Origin of the sequence: Thermanaerovibrio velox DSM 12556 (genome assembly GCF_000237825.1) — a bacterium.
GTDB lineage: Bacteria > Synergistota > Synergistia > Synergistales > Synergistaceae > Thermanaerovibrio > Thermanaerovibrio velox.
In genome coordinates this window covers 898,290-914,326 of record NZ_CM001377.1, presented here as the reverse complement: position 1 = coordinate 914,326, position 16,037 = coordinate 898,290, and the positions used below count along the sequence as shown (strand labels likewise).

The 16,037-nt window shown below is 50.4% G+C and carries 14 protein-coding genes; all 14 read right to left on the bottom strand.

Annotation, left to right across the window (positions count from 1 at the left end; genetic code table 11):
• Positions 1 to 34: 34 nt before the first annotated feature.
• Complete coding sequence (locus THEVEDRAFT_RS09150; RefSeq protein WP_156787109.1) at positions 35 to 874, bottom strand: MogA/MoaB family molybdenum cofactor biosynthesis protein; 840 nt, start codon at positions 872 to 874, stop codon at positions 35 to 37.
• On the bottom strand, positions 871 to 1,380 hold the full coding sequence (gene moaC / locus THEVEDRAFT_RS04380; protein ID WP_006583506.1) for a cyclic pyranopterin monophosphate synthase MoaC: 510 nt from the start codon (positions 1,378 to 1,380) through the stop codon (positions 871 to 873). Before moaC ends, THEVEDRAFT_RS09150 begins: the two co-directional genes overlap by 4 nt.
• A 10-nt stretch (positions 1,381 to 1,390) precedes the next feature.
• On the bottom strand, positions 1,391 to 2,362 hold the full coding sequence (moaA, locus tag THEVEDRAFT_RS04375; protein ID WP_006583505.1) for a GTP 3',8-cyclase MoaA: 972 nt from the start codon (positions 2,360 to 2,362) through the stop codon (positions 1,391 to 1,393).
• The gene (locus tag THEVEDRAFT_RS04370; RefSeq protein WP_040825311.1) at positions 2,353 to 4,239 is read right to left on the bottom strand and encodes a substrate-binding domain-containing protein; all 1,887 of its coding nucleotides are present in this window, start codon (positions 4,237 to 4,239) and stop codon (positions 2,353 to 2,355) included. The genes moaA and THEVEDRAFT_RS04370 overlap by 10 nt, the downstream gene beginning before the upstream one ends.
• Positions 4,236 to 5,456: a molybdopterin molybdotransferase MoeA gene (locus tag THEVEDRAFT_RS04365; protein WP_006583503.1), complete on the bottom strand. Its 1,221-nt coding sequence runs from the start codon at positions 5,454 to 5,456 to the stop codon at positions 4,236 to 4,238. The genes THEVEDRAFT_RS04370 and THEVEDRAFT_RS04365 overlap by 4 nt, the downstream gene beginning before the upstream one ends.
• Positions 5,456 to 6,367 carry an SPOR domain-containing protein gene (locus THEVEDRAFT_RS09335; RefSeq protein WP_006583502.1) on the bottom strand — a complete coding sequence of 304 codons (912 nt, stop codon included), beginning with the start codon at positions 6,365 to 6,367 and terminating at the stop codon, positions 5,456 to 5,458. The genes THEVEDRAFT_RS04365 and THEVEDRAFT_RS09335 overlap by 1 nt, the downstream gene beginning before the upstream one ends.
• A gap of 33 nt (positions 6,368 to 6,400) precedes the next feature.
• On the bottom strand, positions 6,401 to 7,717 hold the full coding sequence (locus THEVEDRAFT_RS04355; protein ID WP_245522738.1) for a radical SAM protein: 1,317 nt from the start codon (positions 7,715 to 7,717) through the stop codon (positions 6,401 to 6,403).
• Between the two features lie 238 nt (positions 7,718 to 7,955).
• Entirely contained in the window at positions 7,956 to 9,152 is a 1,197-nt protein-coding gene (gene ftsZ / locus THEVEDRAFT_RS04350) for a cell division protein FtsZ (protein ID WP_006583500.1), read from the bottom strand.
• A gap of 71 nt (positions 9,153 to 9,223) precedes the next feature.
• A complete protein-coding gene (ftsA, locus tag THEVEDRAFT_RS04345; protein ID WP_006583499.1) occupies positions 9,224 to 10,567 on the bottom strand; it encodes a cell division protein FtsA in 1,344 nt (447 codons plus the stop codon).
• Positions 10,568 to 10,622: 55 nt separating this feature from the next.
• Positions 10,623 to 11,450, bottom strand: coding sequence for a hypothetical protein (locus THEVEDRAFT_RS09570; protein ID WP_172634024.1), 828 nt, complete (start codon positions 11,448 to 11,450; stop codon positions 10,623 to 10,625).
• A complete protein-coding gene (gene murB, locus THEVEDRAFT_RS04335; protein ID WP_006583497.1) occupies positions 11,425 to 12,357 on the bottom strand; it encodes a UDP-N-acetylmuramate dehydrogenase in 933 nt (310 codons plus the stop codon). Before murB ends, THEVEDRAFT_RS09570 begins: the two co-directional genes overlap by 26 nt.
• The gene (gene murC, locus THEVEDRAFT_RS04330) at positions 12,332 to 13,777 is read right to left on the bottom strand and encodes a UDP-N-acetylmuramate--L-alanine ligase (protein WP_040825725.1); all 1,446 of its coding nucleotides are present in this window, start codon (positions 13,775 to 13,777) and stop codon (positions 12,332 to 12,334) included. The genes murB and murC overlap by 26 nt, the downstream gene beginning before the upstream one ends.
• Positions 13,778 to 13,809: 32 nt before the next feature.
• Positions 13,810 to 14,892: a UDP-N-acetylglucosamine--N-acetylmuramyl-(pentapeptide) pyrophosphoryl-undecaprenol N-acetylglucosamine transferase gene (locus tag THEVEDRAFT_RS04325; RefSeq protein WP_006583495.1), complete on the bottom strand. Its 1,083-nt coding sequence runs from the start codon at positions 14,890 to 14,892 to the stop codon at positions 13,810 to 13,812.
• Positions 14,889 to 16,025, bottom strand: a complete 1,137-nt coding sequence (locus THEVEDRAFT_RS04320) for an FtsW/RodA/SpoVE family cell cycle protein (protein ID WP_006583494.1) — start codon at positions 16,023 to 16,025, stop codon at positions 14,889 to 14,891. The genes THEVEDRAFT_RS04325 and THEVEDRAFT_RS04320 overlap by 4 nt, the downstream gene beginning before the upstream one ends.
• Between the last annotated feature and the right edge of the window lie 12 nt (positions 16,026 to 16,037).

Below are 16,037 nucleotides of genomic sequence, written 5' to 3'. Positions count from 1 at the left end.
AGCACAACGAAACCAAAACACTTACCTCAAAGGATCAGCCGTGATTACCGCACTCCATGGCCCTGCCATTGGCTATCTCAACCCCATGCCTTATACCTTCTTCTACAGCTTCAAAGCACTCCAGAGCCCCTCTTCTGCTCCCTGGGAACGTCAAGACCAGTGTTTTGCCCACCAATGCCCCAATGCCCCTAGACAGGAAGGACCTCGGGTTTGCATGGCTGGTTTTTATCCTCATCATCTCCCCAAAACCAGGAACCAATTTATCCGCGATTCCCATGATCGCATCAGGGGTCACGTCCCGGGGAGATAAGCCGGTACCACCTGTGCAAAGTATCAGTTCGATACCTTCCCTGCCCCAGTTCAACACTTTATCCCTTATCATCTCCACGTCATCAGGGACAACGTCCCTTTTTATGACCTCAGCTCCTATACACAGAGCCCTTTCCGCCAAAGCAGGACCAGCGGTATCCTCCCTCTCACCTCTTGCTCCTTTATCACTTATGGTAAGCACCCCTGTTGTTATAGGCTCCCACAGCTTAAATCTCTGAGAAACCGCGATGAATCCAGGGGATACTACCTCTAACCTCTTCCCCTCTCCCAACCTAAGAACAGCTCCGCCATCGCCAAAAGCCACAAAAACCCTTGATTTGATAGAATCCCTATTAAGCCCAGACACGACCAGATGGAGAGGGTTTAGTTTTAATCCTCCCGATTCTTCCCCCTTGTCAAAGTCCAAGGGTTCACCGGGGAAGGCAAGCGTTATTTTTGACGGCTCACCGTTACATAGGGCATCCCCTGAACTGCCCATGTGTATGTAGGCCATGGGAAGATCCTCTGCCAAGTTCCAGCATATCCTAATCAGCCTTGAATTCACTTGAGATCACCCAGCCTCTCCTGGGGAACCGACGGGGAAGTCCAATCCCCGCTCTTCCCCCCAGTTTTTCTCAAAAGCCTTATAGATCTAATCTCCATGCCCTTGTCCAAGGCCTTGCACATATCGTAAAAAGCCAGGGCCGCTACGCTAACCGACATAAGAGCTTCCATTTCCACTCCAGTCACATCACTGGCAGAGACGACACCTGTAACAATCACCTCTTTAGCCTCTTCATCCAGCGTGCAGCGGACGGACACGCCGTCTATCTTTATTGGGTGACAAAGGGGAATAAGATATGGGGTCTGCTTGGCCCCCATTATCCCCGCCAGTTCAGCAACAGTGAAAGGCTCACCCTTAGGAACACCACCCTCCAACAAGGCTTTAACGATGACATCGGTAAGGCATATCCTAGCTTCCGCCCATGCCTTCCTTACGCTAGGACCTTTGCCTCCTACGTCTACCATCTGAGGTCTTCCGTATTCATCCAGGTGGGTAAATGAGCTCATGACGATGTTCTCATCCTCCTATCTGAGACATGTGGAGGTCTCCGGTTATAACGTCCTCCCAACAACGGGGTTTTGCACTTACCGCCTTGACTATAATATCCTTGAGGCCCTCAAAATCCCCTTTCAAAAGGAAGGGTCTGAGGTCCGTTTCTTCCCTGGCAAACAAACAAGCCCTCAGCCTGCCGGATGCGCTGATCCTAACCCTATTACAATGGGAACAGAAATGGCTGGACACGGAAGAGATTATCCCAATCCTCTGACCAGTTTCCAGATCACGATAGTATTTGGCGGGACCCATTACCTCTTCGCCGGTTGAGGATGGAACCCAACGATAACCAGATGAAACCCTCCCGAGGATTTCATCGGCGGATATGAAGCTATCCTTGCTCCAAAGTCCATCGTCAAGGGGCATGAACTCTATTAAACGCAAAAGATAGTCATTCTTGGCACAGAAATCCAAAAGGGCCGGTACCTCCATGTCGTTAAAGGACCTTATGAGCACCGTATTAACTTTTATAGACCTAAGACCGAGATCCCGAACCATCCTCATGCCGTTCAAAACCCCTTGGAGATCCCCGTTTCTCGTGATGTAGCGAAATTTCTCTGGATCTATGGTATCTAAGCTCACGTTCAGCCCCGATATGCCAATCTCAGCTATTCTTTGTGCCTCCTGGCCCAACATAGCCCCATTTGTTGTAAGGGCTATCTTGAGATTGGGCAGAAGACCTTTCAGAGAGGAGAGAAAATCCAGAAAGCCCCGTCTCACCAGAGGCTCTCCTCCCGTAAAGCGAATCTTTTTTACCCCAAGGTCCTGGAGAGCCTGACATAATAACGCGAGCTCCTCATAAGACATTATGTCCCTGTGATCCAAAAGCGGGACCCCATCCTCCGGCATACAGTAGCGGCAGCGAAAATTACACCTATCGGTCACAGAGATCCTTACGTAGTTTATGTTTCTAAGATAACTATCCGTCAGGGCCACCTATACCCCCCCATTCTATCAACAATCGAACGCCACTTGGGATCCAACGCAGCCTCCATAAGCGCCATTATCCCAGGATGATCCAAATAGGCCGAATGATACACCAGTTCATACGGCTCCTCCGCTATGGGGATGAAATCCAATCCCAGAGCATCAGCCGCACTTTTCACCCCCAAAGCCACATCAGCAGCACCTGCAAGGACTCTGGCAGCAGCATCCAAGTGAGAGACACAAAGATCGTTATATCCCTTGACTCCGTCCCTCGAGATGCCATCCTTCTCAAGGAGATGGTCAAGAAGTATCCTGGTCCCAGCACCAGGCTGCCTGTTAACTATCCTTATGTCATCTCTAACCAGATCTCTGATGCCCTTCACACCCCTAGGATTGCCCCTTGCCAGAATAAACCCTTGCTCCCGATAGAAAAGTATCGTTCTACACCACAACCCGTGGGGGTCAAGTCTCTTTATCAGCGGATCGTTGTAAATACCAGTGTCAGGGTCCAAAATGTGACAGGTAGCGGCATGAGCCTCCCCTCTTGCGAGGGCCAATACCCCTCCCATGCTACCAGTCCTCTTAACCACAACTTCTCCGCCCTTTCCCTTAGCAATCGCAGCAAGCATTTGCAGGGCCGGATCATCAGACCCCTGTAATAGGCAACGCCTGGCGAGGTCGAGATGAACGAGCGGATAGAACCGTACCTTATCTCCCTTATCAAGCTCAACGGAACTACTTGGTATGCAAGCCAATCCGTCTGCCTCCCCAAGGGAGAACAAGGAACTTGAACCGCCGCCAAGGGGCCAAAGCAAGGCTTGATCCCCCATCTTCACCACCTTAGCCTTGACCCACTCCTCCATGCCCGGAGATGAGGACATGCGATGAAGTAACTGGGTCTCCCAAGGTTCAATGTCAAGGGACTCAAAGTAGGTCATCGGCGGCTTGCCGGACAGATGATTAAGGAAAGGCACTACGACAGTGAGAAGCACTACTAATGAGGATGAGGGGAACCCTGGCAACACAATGACCGGACATCCATCAAAGGAAGCCCCTATGGCAGGTCGCCCAGGCTTCATAAGCAGCCAACGGAACAGAAGCCCATCCTTTAGGGCCTCCGCCGACACATCTCTTAGGCCCTTAGCGGAACCACCAGATATCAATATCACATGATAATCATCCATTACGGCCCTTTTAAGCACACCTCTAAGCTCATCAACGTTATCGGACAGGATAGAGCTGTGAACATCCACTCGGTAGCCGCATCTTTCAAGATACCCGGTAACCAATATTGAGTTGCTCTCTAGAACATCACCTGGTTTCATAATGCCATTAATTAACGCATCATCGCCTACTATCTCTTCCCCTGTGGGTATAAATAATATCCTCGGCTTTGGTATAGCTTTTAACTCCAAAACACCAGCGCTTATTAGAAGGGAGGCCAGCTGAGGAGTTATCTGATCTCCCTCAAAGGCCAAAAGCTGGTTAGACATCACATCTTCCCCAAGGTATCTAAGGTTCTGCCCCTTGGGTGACGCCCTATAAACCACCACGGTCCCATCATCCCAGCGGGAGACATCCTCCACCATTACCACGGAATCAAAAGGCGGTGGCACCATGGATCCGGTATTGACCCAAACATACCCTTGTTTTTCAAGTACCACAGGCCTTTGTGGGCTAGCGTTGGCGGTAGATTCCGAAAGCACCGCATATCCGTCCACCGCAGAAACCACGGAATTGGGTATGTTCAAGCGGGCAAAGACGTTTTCCCCCAGTATCAATCCAACCGATGAACGGGTAGGCACCTTTTTCACCCCCATAGGGGAGAAATGGGCCATTAACATCATCAAAGCTTCCTCTCTTGATATATGCTCCCTGCTCCTCATCGAATCATCCAAAGGTCAACCGTCTCCCTTCTACGAAGGGTCTCCCTGTCCTTAGGAACCCTTATGAGACCGTCACAATTTGCAAGGACACCGCTGTAACTGGAGGCTGAAAAAATAGGTACAACACCATCATCACATATCTTACCGGGGACGAACTCCTCAATCCCAGACCTGGCTGGTAAATCCTCAGCAAGGGAGATCTTCAGGGTTTTCACGTTCCATCCGCTGCCCCCAAACATCATTTCAAGCATAGGAGTAACAAAGGTGTAAAAAGACGTTGCACAGGACAAGGGATGTCCCGGCAGGCCAAGGACTACTCGTGCAGGAGATCCAGTTACCGCTCCCAACAGTGGTTTGCCAGGCTGAACGTTGATGCCTCTAACTATCAAACCAGGATGATCAAACGTTGAAAATACCTCTTCCAAGTGATCTCTTACGCTTATCGAGGATCCTCCACTAATGATGATCACATGAGCCCATTCCATGGCATCTCGGATCTTTTCCCTTATGTTAACGGCTCTGTCCTCGAGTATCCCACCGTAAGAAGATTCGATGCCTATGCGGCTCAAGGCTGAACAGATAAACCATCCGTTTACATCATAAAGCATACCGTATGGAATTGCCTCTCCAACTGGTTTTATCTCATCACCGCTACTAAACACACAAGACCTTAACCCAAGACACGGGACATCCTTGATACCCTGAGAAGCGAGGAGCCCCACGTGGGCTTCAGAGAGCAGCGTCCCCCTCCCAAGCACGACAGAACCAGCAGGGGCCTCCTCCCCCTTGAACACCACGTTTTCACCCCTCTGGAGGGCCCTGCGAACTTCCAGAATGGAACCAACCAATGACGTGTCTTCTAGCATCGCCACACAGTCCGCACCATCTGGCAGCATACCCCCGGTATGTATAACCGCTGCTCCCTGTTGAGGGATCTTGAAGTCTGGAACCCCACCAACAGGCACCTCACCCACCACGTTAAGGAAGGAAGGCGACCCGGAGGATGCCCCCATAAGGTCATCGGACCTTACCGCATAACCGTCTCTAAGGCTCCTATCAAAAGGGGGCAGATCCAACTTACAACGGACATCACAACCTAGTATTCGATTAGTAGATTTTCCAAGCGGTACATCTTCAACCGGGACCTCAAGTTTAGCTGCACTTACCATGGCATGCACTGCGTCTTGCCTATCCATTAGCGAACCTATGGGGCACATTATTTTGTCTCCCCCTTAGGCGGTATAACCTGAGTAGGATAGCCCATCTTCGCAAGCCTGGAGGCCTCCTCGTCCGCCTTTGAACGGTCCCCCTCCACAGGAACCCTTACCCGGAAGAACTTTTTATCCGATACGCTGGCCTCCTGCAACGTGGCTTCCACCCCGTCTTTCTTCAATTTTTCCAGGAGCGCCTTAGCTCCGTCTAACGATGAGAAAGCCCCCACCTGAACCATAAAAGTATTGTTGGAACCTTCCTTCTGGCTATGACCGGACGAACCAGAACCACCAGCCCTTTCGGTCGTGCTTGTGCTCTCCTTAGGTGAAGATTTAGATGGTAATGTTTTAGTAGGCTCAGATGCCTTAGGGCTGCCTTCTTGAGTTCTCTCTTGAGACGTATTCTTTTCCTTTTTTGCTTTTTCTTCTTTAGCCTTTTCCTCTGACGAAGTTGGCGATACTTTAGCTTTAGGGGGTGTTTTCAGCTGGGTTTTGGATGTCTCTTCCACCGGTGAAGCCAGCTGAATGGCGGTTGACGCTTTAGGCTTGCCCTTAACCTTGTCATAATTTGACTTAGAGCTTGATTCCGTACTTACCGGCGACGACACGGAACTAGAAGGTTTGGCTTTTGCAACATTGGGCAGTGGGGTAGCGAGATTTTGTACCCCTTCATCATAGCCCCGCGATTCATTACCTTTGGTTGATAAGTCACCATTAAGGTCTACCTGGGGTGGAACTTCCTGTTCATACCGTTGATCGGACTGGTAGTTATCGCTAGGTAACCACTGAGTTGCAAAGTATTTCACCCCAGAAATCAATATTCCAAGTGCAACTAAAGCGGTAAAAGCTATCACTATCTTTGTGGCCAACCCACCTTGATTTCGCTTTTTGTAGTTTCTAGTAAGCCGGTATCCCACTTTATCATCCCCCATCCGCAAAAGATAAAAAGGCTAAACAGGGCTAGCAATCCCTATCTCGGCAAGCATTCTTAGGACTTGCTTCTTTTTGCCTACACTAGCGTCTAGATCTTCCTGCGTTATTAATGGTCCCTCTGGTAATGACCAAGCCAGGCGGTTCTCGATGGCGGCCTCCCTATAGCCATTAAACCTAAGCTCTAGCTTTCTCCTGCCACAAAAGGCAATAGATGTCTTTTTTATAAGCGCTACCCTGCGATCATATTCCTTCTTATCTAAAAAATCCGCTTCCCACCATGGAGTTAACGGCTTGGGGACAAATGCATTTACCGATGCCACAACGCTGAGCCCTGTCTTAGAGATTATGCTTCCACAAAGCTCCCCTATGCCGCTCAAGTCATCATCTGTCTCGCCTGGAAGACCAATCATGAAATATAGCTTCACTTTTGATATGCCCGATGAAGCAGCCATCGCTGCCTTTTCCATTATCATATCATCGGTAAAAATCTTTCCACATAGAGACCTAAGCCTGAACGTCCCTGCCTCGGGAGCCAGGGTTATAGATTTACCACCACTATACTTTAATGCTTTTATCATAAAACTGTCCATAGAGTCCAGTCGAAGGGAGGCAAAGGAGATGCCCTTACCAAGGGCAAGGATTGTTTCTATCAATGGCCTTATCTCTGGGTAATCCCCTGCCTCCGGAGTTATCAACCCCACCCTTTCGAATGGAACCTTGGATTTTATGTGGTCTATCAAAAATTTAGCATCATGGAGAGGAAGGCGCCGCATCGGCGAAAAACAATAAGTTAACGTGCAAAACCTGCAGGCCCGTCTACATCCCCTCTGTAACTCCAAAAGGAGTGAAGATTCGAAAAGACTCTTCTTGGTGACCCAAGAACTTATAGAATCCTCTTGACTTAGTTCAGAGATCTTACCGACTCCTTGGGGGCGGTGAAGATCAAGAAGAGATGGGACCAGAACGTACGGGAGGGATGCAAGTTCTTTAAGGGCATCATCCTTACTATGGCTTTCGCGAAGGACGTTGACCACCTGTTGTAACGAAACCTCTGCGTCACCTAGCACGATAAAGTCACAAATCTGGTATAACGCAAACGGGTTAATGTAGGTCAATGCCCCACCAGCACCTACAATTGGCAGAAAGGGATCCCTCCTGTCTGCCCTTAAGGGCGGGATTGCCCCCTCCTCAAGCCATCGGGTAAACGATAAGACTTCGTTTTCATAGGATATGGTAGCGGTCACAATGGGGAAATTACGAAGGTGAACATCCGAATCAACGGAACGATAAACAGGGCCGGGGCCTATGAAAAACCTCTCAACCCCAACCCCCATTCTACGCAGCCTTCTATAAACGTGATGAAAACCCAAGCTGGCACTTCCAATACCATACTCTCCAGGGTAAAGCAAAGCCCAACGTGGAGCCCCGCCCTTGGGAAGCTCCTGAGTCCAAACCTCAGCCTCCCGAAACGAAGACCAGCTACCCCAGCAGGAACCACTGTCTCCGCTCCGGGAAGCACTTTTTTTAGAATCTTTTTTACCCAAAAGCTTCCCTCTTCTTCCTTCCTAAGTGTTAAAGATGCCCCCTCCTGCGCTTAAAAGCCGGAAGATCCAGGTCATCGGTAGGGACACCACTACCCCTGAACAAATCCTCCTCAGCTCCCGAGGGATGCCCCATCGGGCGGACCTCGGTCTCCTCGAGTTGAGCCTTGGCCTTTAACTTATCGGGGGCCCACATTCCTTTGGATTGGCTGGATGGTTTTGCTGCTCCTGTAAAGCTCGAGACCTTAGACTCATTAGGGGCCATCTGAGAGAAACCCGTGGCAATGGCTATCACCTGGAGTTTATCCTCTAAGCTAGGCTCCAGGACGGCACCCCATATTATCTGCGCATCATCATCGGTGAACTCCCTTATGACCTCAGAAACCTCCAAAGCCTCATGAAGAGTGACACTGGTACCGCCTATGACATTAAACAGCACTCCCTTGGCACCCTTTATTGGGGCCTCCATAAGCGGGCTGTTTATCGCGTTTCTCGCGGCAACGGCAGCGCGGTTCTCACCTTGAGCCTCACCTATTCCCATTATTGCAGATCCGGCGTTGCTCATGACAGTTTTAAGGTCCGCAAAGTCAACGTTGACAAGCCCCGGTTTTAATATCAAACTGGTGACCCCGTCAACCGCCTGGCGAAGCACTTCATCCGCCAGCTTAAAGGCTTCAGTGAGGGCGGTCTTCTTATCGGCCAACTGGAGCAACCTGTCATTAGGTATCACTATTAGGGCATCCACCTGTTCCTTTAGACGCTCTATCCCACCCAATGCCTGGCTTATCCTACGCTTACCCTCAAACATGAAGGGCTTTGTCACCACTGCCACGACCAAGGCTCCGCTCTCCCTGGCTATGTTGGCTATCACAGGAGAAGCCCCAGTACCGGTACCCCCCCCCATGCCGGCGGTTATAAAGACCATATCCGCACCCTCTATGGCGGCCCTGATCTCATCCCTGGACTCAAGTGCGGCTTTCTGACCTATCTCGGGATTAGCTCCTGCCCCCAGGCCCCTAGTCAACTCCTTGCCAAGGATTATTTTGACGTCCGCTTCTGAGAGCTCCATATGAGCCACGTCAGTGTTAGCGGATATAAACTCAACTCCCTTTATCCCGCTCCTTATTATGTGATTCAAGGCGTTGTTTCCACCACCGCCTACCCCAACCACTTTTATAACTTCCCTGTAGGCTCTACCAGACCGGTCTATCTGAAGAAGCTCCGCCATGTCTGCAAATCCCCCTAAGCATTTCAATATGGCCACCTTCGGCGGTAATACACTACAAGCGAGCTAAAGGATTAAAAAAGCTCATCCACATATCTCCGTATCTTCTCCCAAAGATCACCCAATCCTCCTCCGGAGGAAACCCTAGGATTAACCCTAGGACGCGGCTCCTCCATGATACCCCGTCCATGACCTTGTCGTCTTATGGAATCCAAGTGAGGCTCCATGAACCGGAATGGATTGCGCTCCCTCTCTATCATATATCTAATTATTCCTGCGGCAGACACGAACTCCACACCGTTCCTACTGGGAGGCATCCTGTCATGATCTAAGGGCAAGGAAACCCTAGCAGGCATGTCAAGGAGCTCGCTAACTAACACCTCTATGTCGGAAGTCTTTGCAACGCCTCCACACATGACTACCCCAGCAGACATCATTGATGGGCTGAGGTCCGATATCTCCCTCCTTATCAGGACAGAGTATAGTTCCTCAAGCCTGCATCGGATAACTTCCACCACATCAACGACCCTACATGAGTAGCTCCTGCCCCTAACATCAAACTCTAGAACATCCTCTGCAGACTCCGCTCCCTCGAAAAGGGATACTTCTTTCTTTATCTCCTCTGCCTTGCTTAATGGCATCTTCAACACCGAGGCCACGTCGTTAGTGATGTGATCTCCTCCAACTGGTATGACCGCCAAATGCTTGGGACGCCCGTCGGAGAAGACCGCAACCCCCGTTGTACCGCCCCCCACGTCCACAGCCACAGCCCCAGCCATGGATTCCTCCTTGGAAAGCATTCCCAAGGCTGACGCCAACGGCTTTATAACCAAGCCGTTAACCTCAAGCCCCGCCCTCTCTACACAGTTAAGAACATTCTGCAACACTGCGGTTGGAACTATGACGGACTGAAGATCTATCTCTAGCCTCATCCCGGTCATTCCCGAGGGATCGTCAATACCACCATGGCCATCAAGAAAATACTCTACCGGTATGGCATGGAGAATACTCTGATTCTGCGGAACGGATACCTCCGTTTGTGCGGCCTCGATAACTCGCTCTACATCAAGCTGCATGACAGGCCTCGGGGATCTACCCAATGAAACCATGCCCTTGGACCTTATGCTTTTTACCTCGCTCCCGCTGAATGCCACGGTGACCTCCTTTAACTCAAGGCCTACCATGTTCTCAGCATCGCAAATCGCGCTTTGCACCGATCGAACTGCTTGATCAAGGTTGACTATTAATCCCTTTCGAATCCCACTGGAAGGGGCATGGCCTATCCCTATTATCTGAGCCTCCCCCGTCCGGCTCTCCCGCTCGGCAACAACGACAGACACCTTGGTGGTCCCCAAGTCGAGACCCACCAACAAATCTGGATCGCCATGAGCGGCGGAGGTAGATATCCTTTTAAACAAGAGAAGCCCCCCCGATAAAACTTGATTTTTTATTAATATGATGTTGGTTGCTTTCCTACTTCCTCAGTATAATTTTATCCTTATAAGTGCAATCTACCAACATCTGATCCCCTGAAATGGCACCCTTTTCCTTCAATATTTTGAGCACCCGAAAAATCCTCTCTGCCCCAGCCTCATCCTTTATGGGGAACATTACCCTCATGGTCTCCGCATCACCAGATACATATATGGCTATCCCAATAGGAGATTCGTCTCCACGCAACACCTTAAGCCCCTTAAGACCAGCATCAGACACCCTTATACTCCTTATAACATCCAATATATTCATAATTTTAACCAAAGGAACATTCGATGGCATAACTTCTCTGTTGACCGATGCTCCTTCAAAGAGAGGATCCATCGAGGTATCCCAGTAGACCACAGGTCCTGAGGGGTAGACCATTCCCTTCACGGTAACGTTTTGAGGCAACGATGCAGGCCAAACCTTTCCCTCACTAGCCCACAGCCAAAACCTTCCCTTCCACATGACCATCGCCCTCGGATGCAACGGAGATACTCGAAACCTTAACCAACCCCAATTCGCTATGGATACCTCCGCGGACACCGGGACTCTAGATTCAAGTCTTTCAGCGATTTCTTCGCTTCGGAACGCCGCTAGGGGCCAAAAACGCCGCTCTGTAGGGGTGAGAATCGACCAAACCGCCTCCTCAGGCAACAAGCCAGGGGGAACCACAGTCACTCCCAGCATCCGCATAAGGTTTATATTAGACTCGACTCCCCAGAGAATACCGACCAGTAAAGCCAGTAAGACGATCCTCCAAAGGGGCTTTAGATTTTTTCTATTAGACGTTGATCTTCTAACCCTCGGGCGGCGATGGACCATCTCCCAAAACCCTTACCTCTAACTCGAGATTTACCCCGAACTTATCCCTTACCCTATCCCTGCAAATATCAACAAGCTGGATTATGTTACCCGCGGTAGCATCCCCAAGGTTCTCAATGAAGTTTGCATGTTGCAAAGAAACCATAGCCCCACCAACTCTAAGCCCCTTGCAACCCGCAGAGTCCAACATCATACCAGCGCTTCCACCAGGTGGGTTCTTAAAAACACACCCCGCAGTCTTAGCGTTCTTCGGTTGCCCCTTCCTGAAAGAGGCAAAGTGCTTAAGTCTCTGTCTGATATCCCCATCGCTAGATGGATACAAGTTCAAACCCACGGAGGTAATCCAAGATCTGCCAGAGGATAACCCAGACTTGCGATAGGAGAACGACAACTCATTACCCATCCACACCCTAACGTTCCCATCCTCCTCAATGGTTCTAACGAAGGTGACCAAGTCCCCTATTGACCTCCCCTTGGCTCCGGCGTTCCCCGCCACAGCCCCACCTACAGTCCCTGGGATTCCAACAGCGAACTCAAGCCCCGAAAGCCCTCTGCGAACCGCCCAATTCAACAACTTGCGGAGCGGGAGGGCCGCCGAAACCTGAACTTCCACTCTACTATCCGAAGAGAACTCCACAATCGGGGGAGAAGTGTCGTCACGAAGCAGCACGACTAAACCCTCAAGCCCCTCGTCTGGGATCAGCACATTTGAGCCCTCTCCGAGCACAAAAGCATGAACTCCCTCTTCGGAGGTCATCTTCCTAATGCATCCCAAAGCAGACTCCGACCTTGGGCTTATCACCGCTTCCGCACAACCACCGACACACCATGTATTCCAGAATCTAAGAGGTTCCTTGGGTCTAACAGAGCAAAGTCCCCTCCTATCTAGATCCAACAGCCACCTCATCATTAAGCCTTCTGCCCTCCCCAAGAGCGTTAACGATCCTTTCGCCAAGGCATGATACATTCCCAGCCCCAACAGTTAAAACAACATCCCCTTGACGACAGAAACCGGACAGCGTATTTACCGCCTCATCAAAGGATCCGCATAGAACCGGAGAAGAAGCCCCCTCAGGGAAATTATCGACTATAAGGCTGGAGCTAACGCCACTGATAGGTTTCTCATCCGCGGGATAAATTGGGAGCACCAATGCCTTGTCCGCTAAAGCCAGAACTCTTGCGAAATCACCGTACATGGCGGATGTCCTGGTATATCGATGGGGCTGAAAGACAACGATGAGCCTTCTGCCCGGGAATGCACCTCGGGCAGCGTTTATAGTGGCTTGAATTTCCCTTGGATGATGGCCGTAATCATCGAAAACATCCACCCCCCCGGAGGATCCAACCCGCTGGAACCTCCTTTTGGCACCACTGAAAGAACTTAAAATGGACGAGGAAGCCTTGAAAGGCACCCCCATCATCTCCGCCGCAGCACATGCTCCAAGAGCATTAAGCACGTTATGCTCCCCACTCACACGAAGGCGTAGCTCGCCGCAGAACTTGCCATCTCTGTACACATCGGCGGCCACGCCTCCCCCATCTATATGACAAACGTTGGCGGCCCCCCAATCCCAGGAAGTACCCCATCCGTACTTGAGAACCCTAATGCACTTATCCCGAAATTCGATGCGTCGAAGCAGTTCCTGATTGCCACCATCATCGGCGCATATCACTAGAGCACCTCCATCTTTCATCCCACCCACAAACCGAAGGAAAGCGTCTAAGACATCATGAACAGATCCATAATGATCTACGTGGTCCCAATCAACATTGGTAACCACCGCAACCTCTGGCTCAAACAGCTCGAAGCTACCATCGCTCTCGTCAAGCTCGGCTACCATGACGTCTCCGGTCCCCAACTTTGCATTACACCCTATATCACAGAGCTCACCGCCTATGGCCACGGTAGGGGAAATCCCATGTCGCTCGGCGATCAAGGCCAACATTGACGAGGTGGTTGTTTTCCCATGAGTACCCGCCACACCAAATCCTCGCTTAGAGTTAAATATGGCGCTTAGCACTTCCGCCCGCTTAGCCACCGTAACACCTAGCCTCCTGGCCTCAACTATCTCCGGATGAGAGTCCTCTATGGCACTCGTATAGACCAAAAGGTCAGGCATGAAACGTCCAATATGGGCTTCGTCGTGCCCCATCAGTACCTCCATCCCACCCTGAACCAGCTTCTTACTGTAGGACGTCTTGGCCGCATCACAACCACTAACCTGGCATCCCATCCCCTTCAACAGCAGCGCAAGACCGCTCATGCCGGCTCCACCAATTCCCATGAGATGTATCTTCGTACCGCAGCCAAGGCCATTGGAAGGCATTTTAAGCAAAGCAATACCTCTCCTTTCGATTTTTAGAGAGCGAGCAGCATTTCCCATAAATCGCAACAAGTCTTAGATGTAACAGATGGGAGATCCTCATCTAAAGTCGTGCCACAGACAATCAAGTCTGAGGAAGCGCTCCCCCCGTTCAAGAGGGATTCCACCGCCCTTCCCAGGCCTCCCGAAACTAACTCCTCGTCTAGGATCAAACCCCTGGCGGATCGGCAAAAGGCCACAGCATTGGCCCTCTGATGTCCACCTGATGAATCACGCCAAGGAATTATAACACAAGGCAACTTCCATAACTTAATCTCAGTTAAACTTGAAGCTCCCCCTCTGGTTATGACAACGTCCGTCACGGAATAAAGGGCTTCCATGTCCCACGTGTGAGGCATGAGAATGCACTTTCCAATAACTTGGGGGACGCTACTTGCCCCTATGATTAGAAACGTCCACCCACTAAAGTATTCATCCTTCGATGCTTCTATAACCTTCTCGAAAAGAGATCCGCTTCCCAAAGACCCTCCCAATACCAAGGCCACCTTCGATCCCGCTTCTACCGATATCCCCAATCGCCTTAAAGCAATGGGCCTAGGTATCCTTTGCATTCCCCTTATTGGCACCCCCACGTACTTATAGCTTTTGTCCTTAAGGGGATGACAGGTATCCCATCCAGATGCCACGGGGACACCAAGCAAGGCAGCCAGCCTAGTAACCCGTCCGGCCACTGCGTTCTGCTCGTGTATAAGGCAACGCAACCCCATCATCTTGGACACCATAAGTGCTGGGAAGGATACGTATCCTCCAAACATAAGACATACATCAGGGGCCTCTTTCTCTATACAGTCCCTAGCCTGGTGAAAACACTTAAATATCTGCTTCCATCTCCTGGGCATCTTGCGCAATCCCCCCCCCAGGGGGGAACCCTCCAAGTGTATTATATGAGGATCCAAATTGACCTCCCTGTATATCTTCAACTCAAGGGGCCTTGATCCAGACACAAAGGAAATATCCACATCCGAATGCCTTTCCCTAAGCCAGCTCCCAAAGGCTATCGCAGGCCATATATGTCCTCCAGTCCCGCCAGCAACCACTAAGACTCGCTTTATCCTCAAGCTAATCCCCTCTTCTGAGATGCCCCAGCACTACATATACCCATCACCATTCCGAGCCTAAACCACATCATCACCAAGGATGTGCCGCCATAGCTCAAAAATGGCAACGGCATACCGGTAAGAGGCATCATCTTCGTAACTCCCCCCACGTTAATAAAAAAGGGGGTAATTATAGTCAATACCATGGCCCAAAGCATTGAGGCCACGATATCATCGTCCATTTCAAAGTAATATCTCTTAACCCTCATGGTCCATATGAAGAAGAGAGCAAGAACTCCCATGGTGCCAACAAGTCCCATCTCCTCCCCAAGGGCGGCAAATATGAAATCCGTGTATGCAGCAGGCAAGTATTGAAGCTTCTGGAAACCATGCCCCAGCCCAGTCCCCCAAAGCCCACCGTTGCTAAAGGCAATTAGCCCCTGAATAGCCTGAAAACCAGTATCCAAGGGGTCTTTCCAGGGATCCAAAAACGCAACCACTCGCCTCATACGATATGGTTCGGCAACTATAAGCAAAACGAGGATCACCACCCCTCCTACGGCAGAGACAAGCGGCAACCTCCAACCATGGCGCTCCACAAAAATACCCATGCCTATAGTAAATATAAGTATGATGGTCCCCAGGTCAGGTTGCAATAGAAGCGGAGCAGCAGACAAAAAAATAAGGGACAAAAGAACAATGAAGGATTTTATCTCATCCTTATCGTGTTTATGGAGCATCTTGGTAAGATGAATGGAAAAAAATAGGTAAAGTACCTCCCCTGGTTGAAACGACAAACCAGCGATCCTTATCCATCTTCTTGCTCCACCTATGGTAGCCCCTATACCTGGGAGAAGGGTACAAAACACCAAAAATATCGACACAACCCAAAGGATGCCGCTCGTTCGCATCCACACCCTAAAAGGTATCCTCCAACCTACTATGAAGCCTACCCATCCTATCAACATCCATTGAAGCTGCTTAAGCCCAACCCAAAAAAGGGAACCGCTGCTGCCAAATATCTTGGGAGTAGTAGTGGACGTTATCACCAACATACCAAGGCCGTTCAGGAGAAACGGGATTAGCCACAGCAGTACATCTGGTCTGGTATCATAACCCCGTGAGCCAAGAGGTGGTTCTAACGAGCGGGACAAATCAATATCACC

What these genes read in the sequence shown, in the direction of transcription:
- THEVEDRAFT_RS04355 (WP_245522738.1), bottom strand. Translation starts at nt 7,717, where the DNA reads ATGGGGGTTGGGGTTGAGAGGTTTTTCATAGGCCCCGGCCCTGTTTAT.
- THEVEDRAFT_RS09570 (WP_172634024.1), bottom strand. Translation starts at nt 11,450, where the DNA reads ATGGTCCATCGCCGCCCGAGGGTTAGAAGATCAACGTCTAATAGAAAA.
- THEVEDRAFT_RS04370 (WP_040825311.1), bottom strand. Translation starts at nt 4,239, where the DNA reads ATGAGGAGCAGGGAGCATATATCAAGAGAGGAAGCTTTGATGATGTTA.
- murB (WP_006583497.1), bottom strand. Translation starts at nt 12,357, where the DNA reads ATGAGGTGGCTGTTGGATCTAGATAGGAGGGGACTTTGCTCTGTTAGA.
- THEVEDRAFT_RS04365 (WP_006583503.1), bottom strand. Translation starts at nt 5,456, where the DNA reads ATGTGCCCCATAGGTTCGCTAATGGATAGGCAAGACGCAGTGCATGCC.
- murC (WP_040825725.1), bottom strand. Translation starts at nt 13,777, where the DNA reads ATGCCTTCCAATGGCCTTGGCTGCGGTACGAAGATACATCTCATGGGA.
- moaC (WP_006583506.1), bottom strand. Translation starts at nt 1,380, where the DNA reads ATGAGCTCATTTACCCACCTGGATGAATACGGAAGACCTCAGATGGTA.
- ftsZ (WP_006583500.1), bottom strand. Translation starts at nt 9,152, where the DNA reads ATGGCGGAGCTTCTTCAGATAGACCGGTCTGGTAGAGCCTACAGGGAA.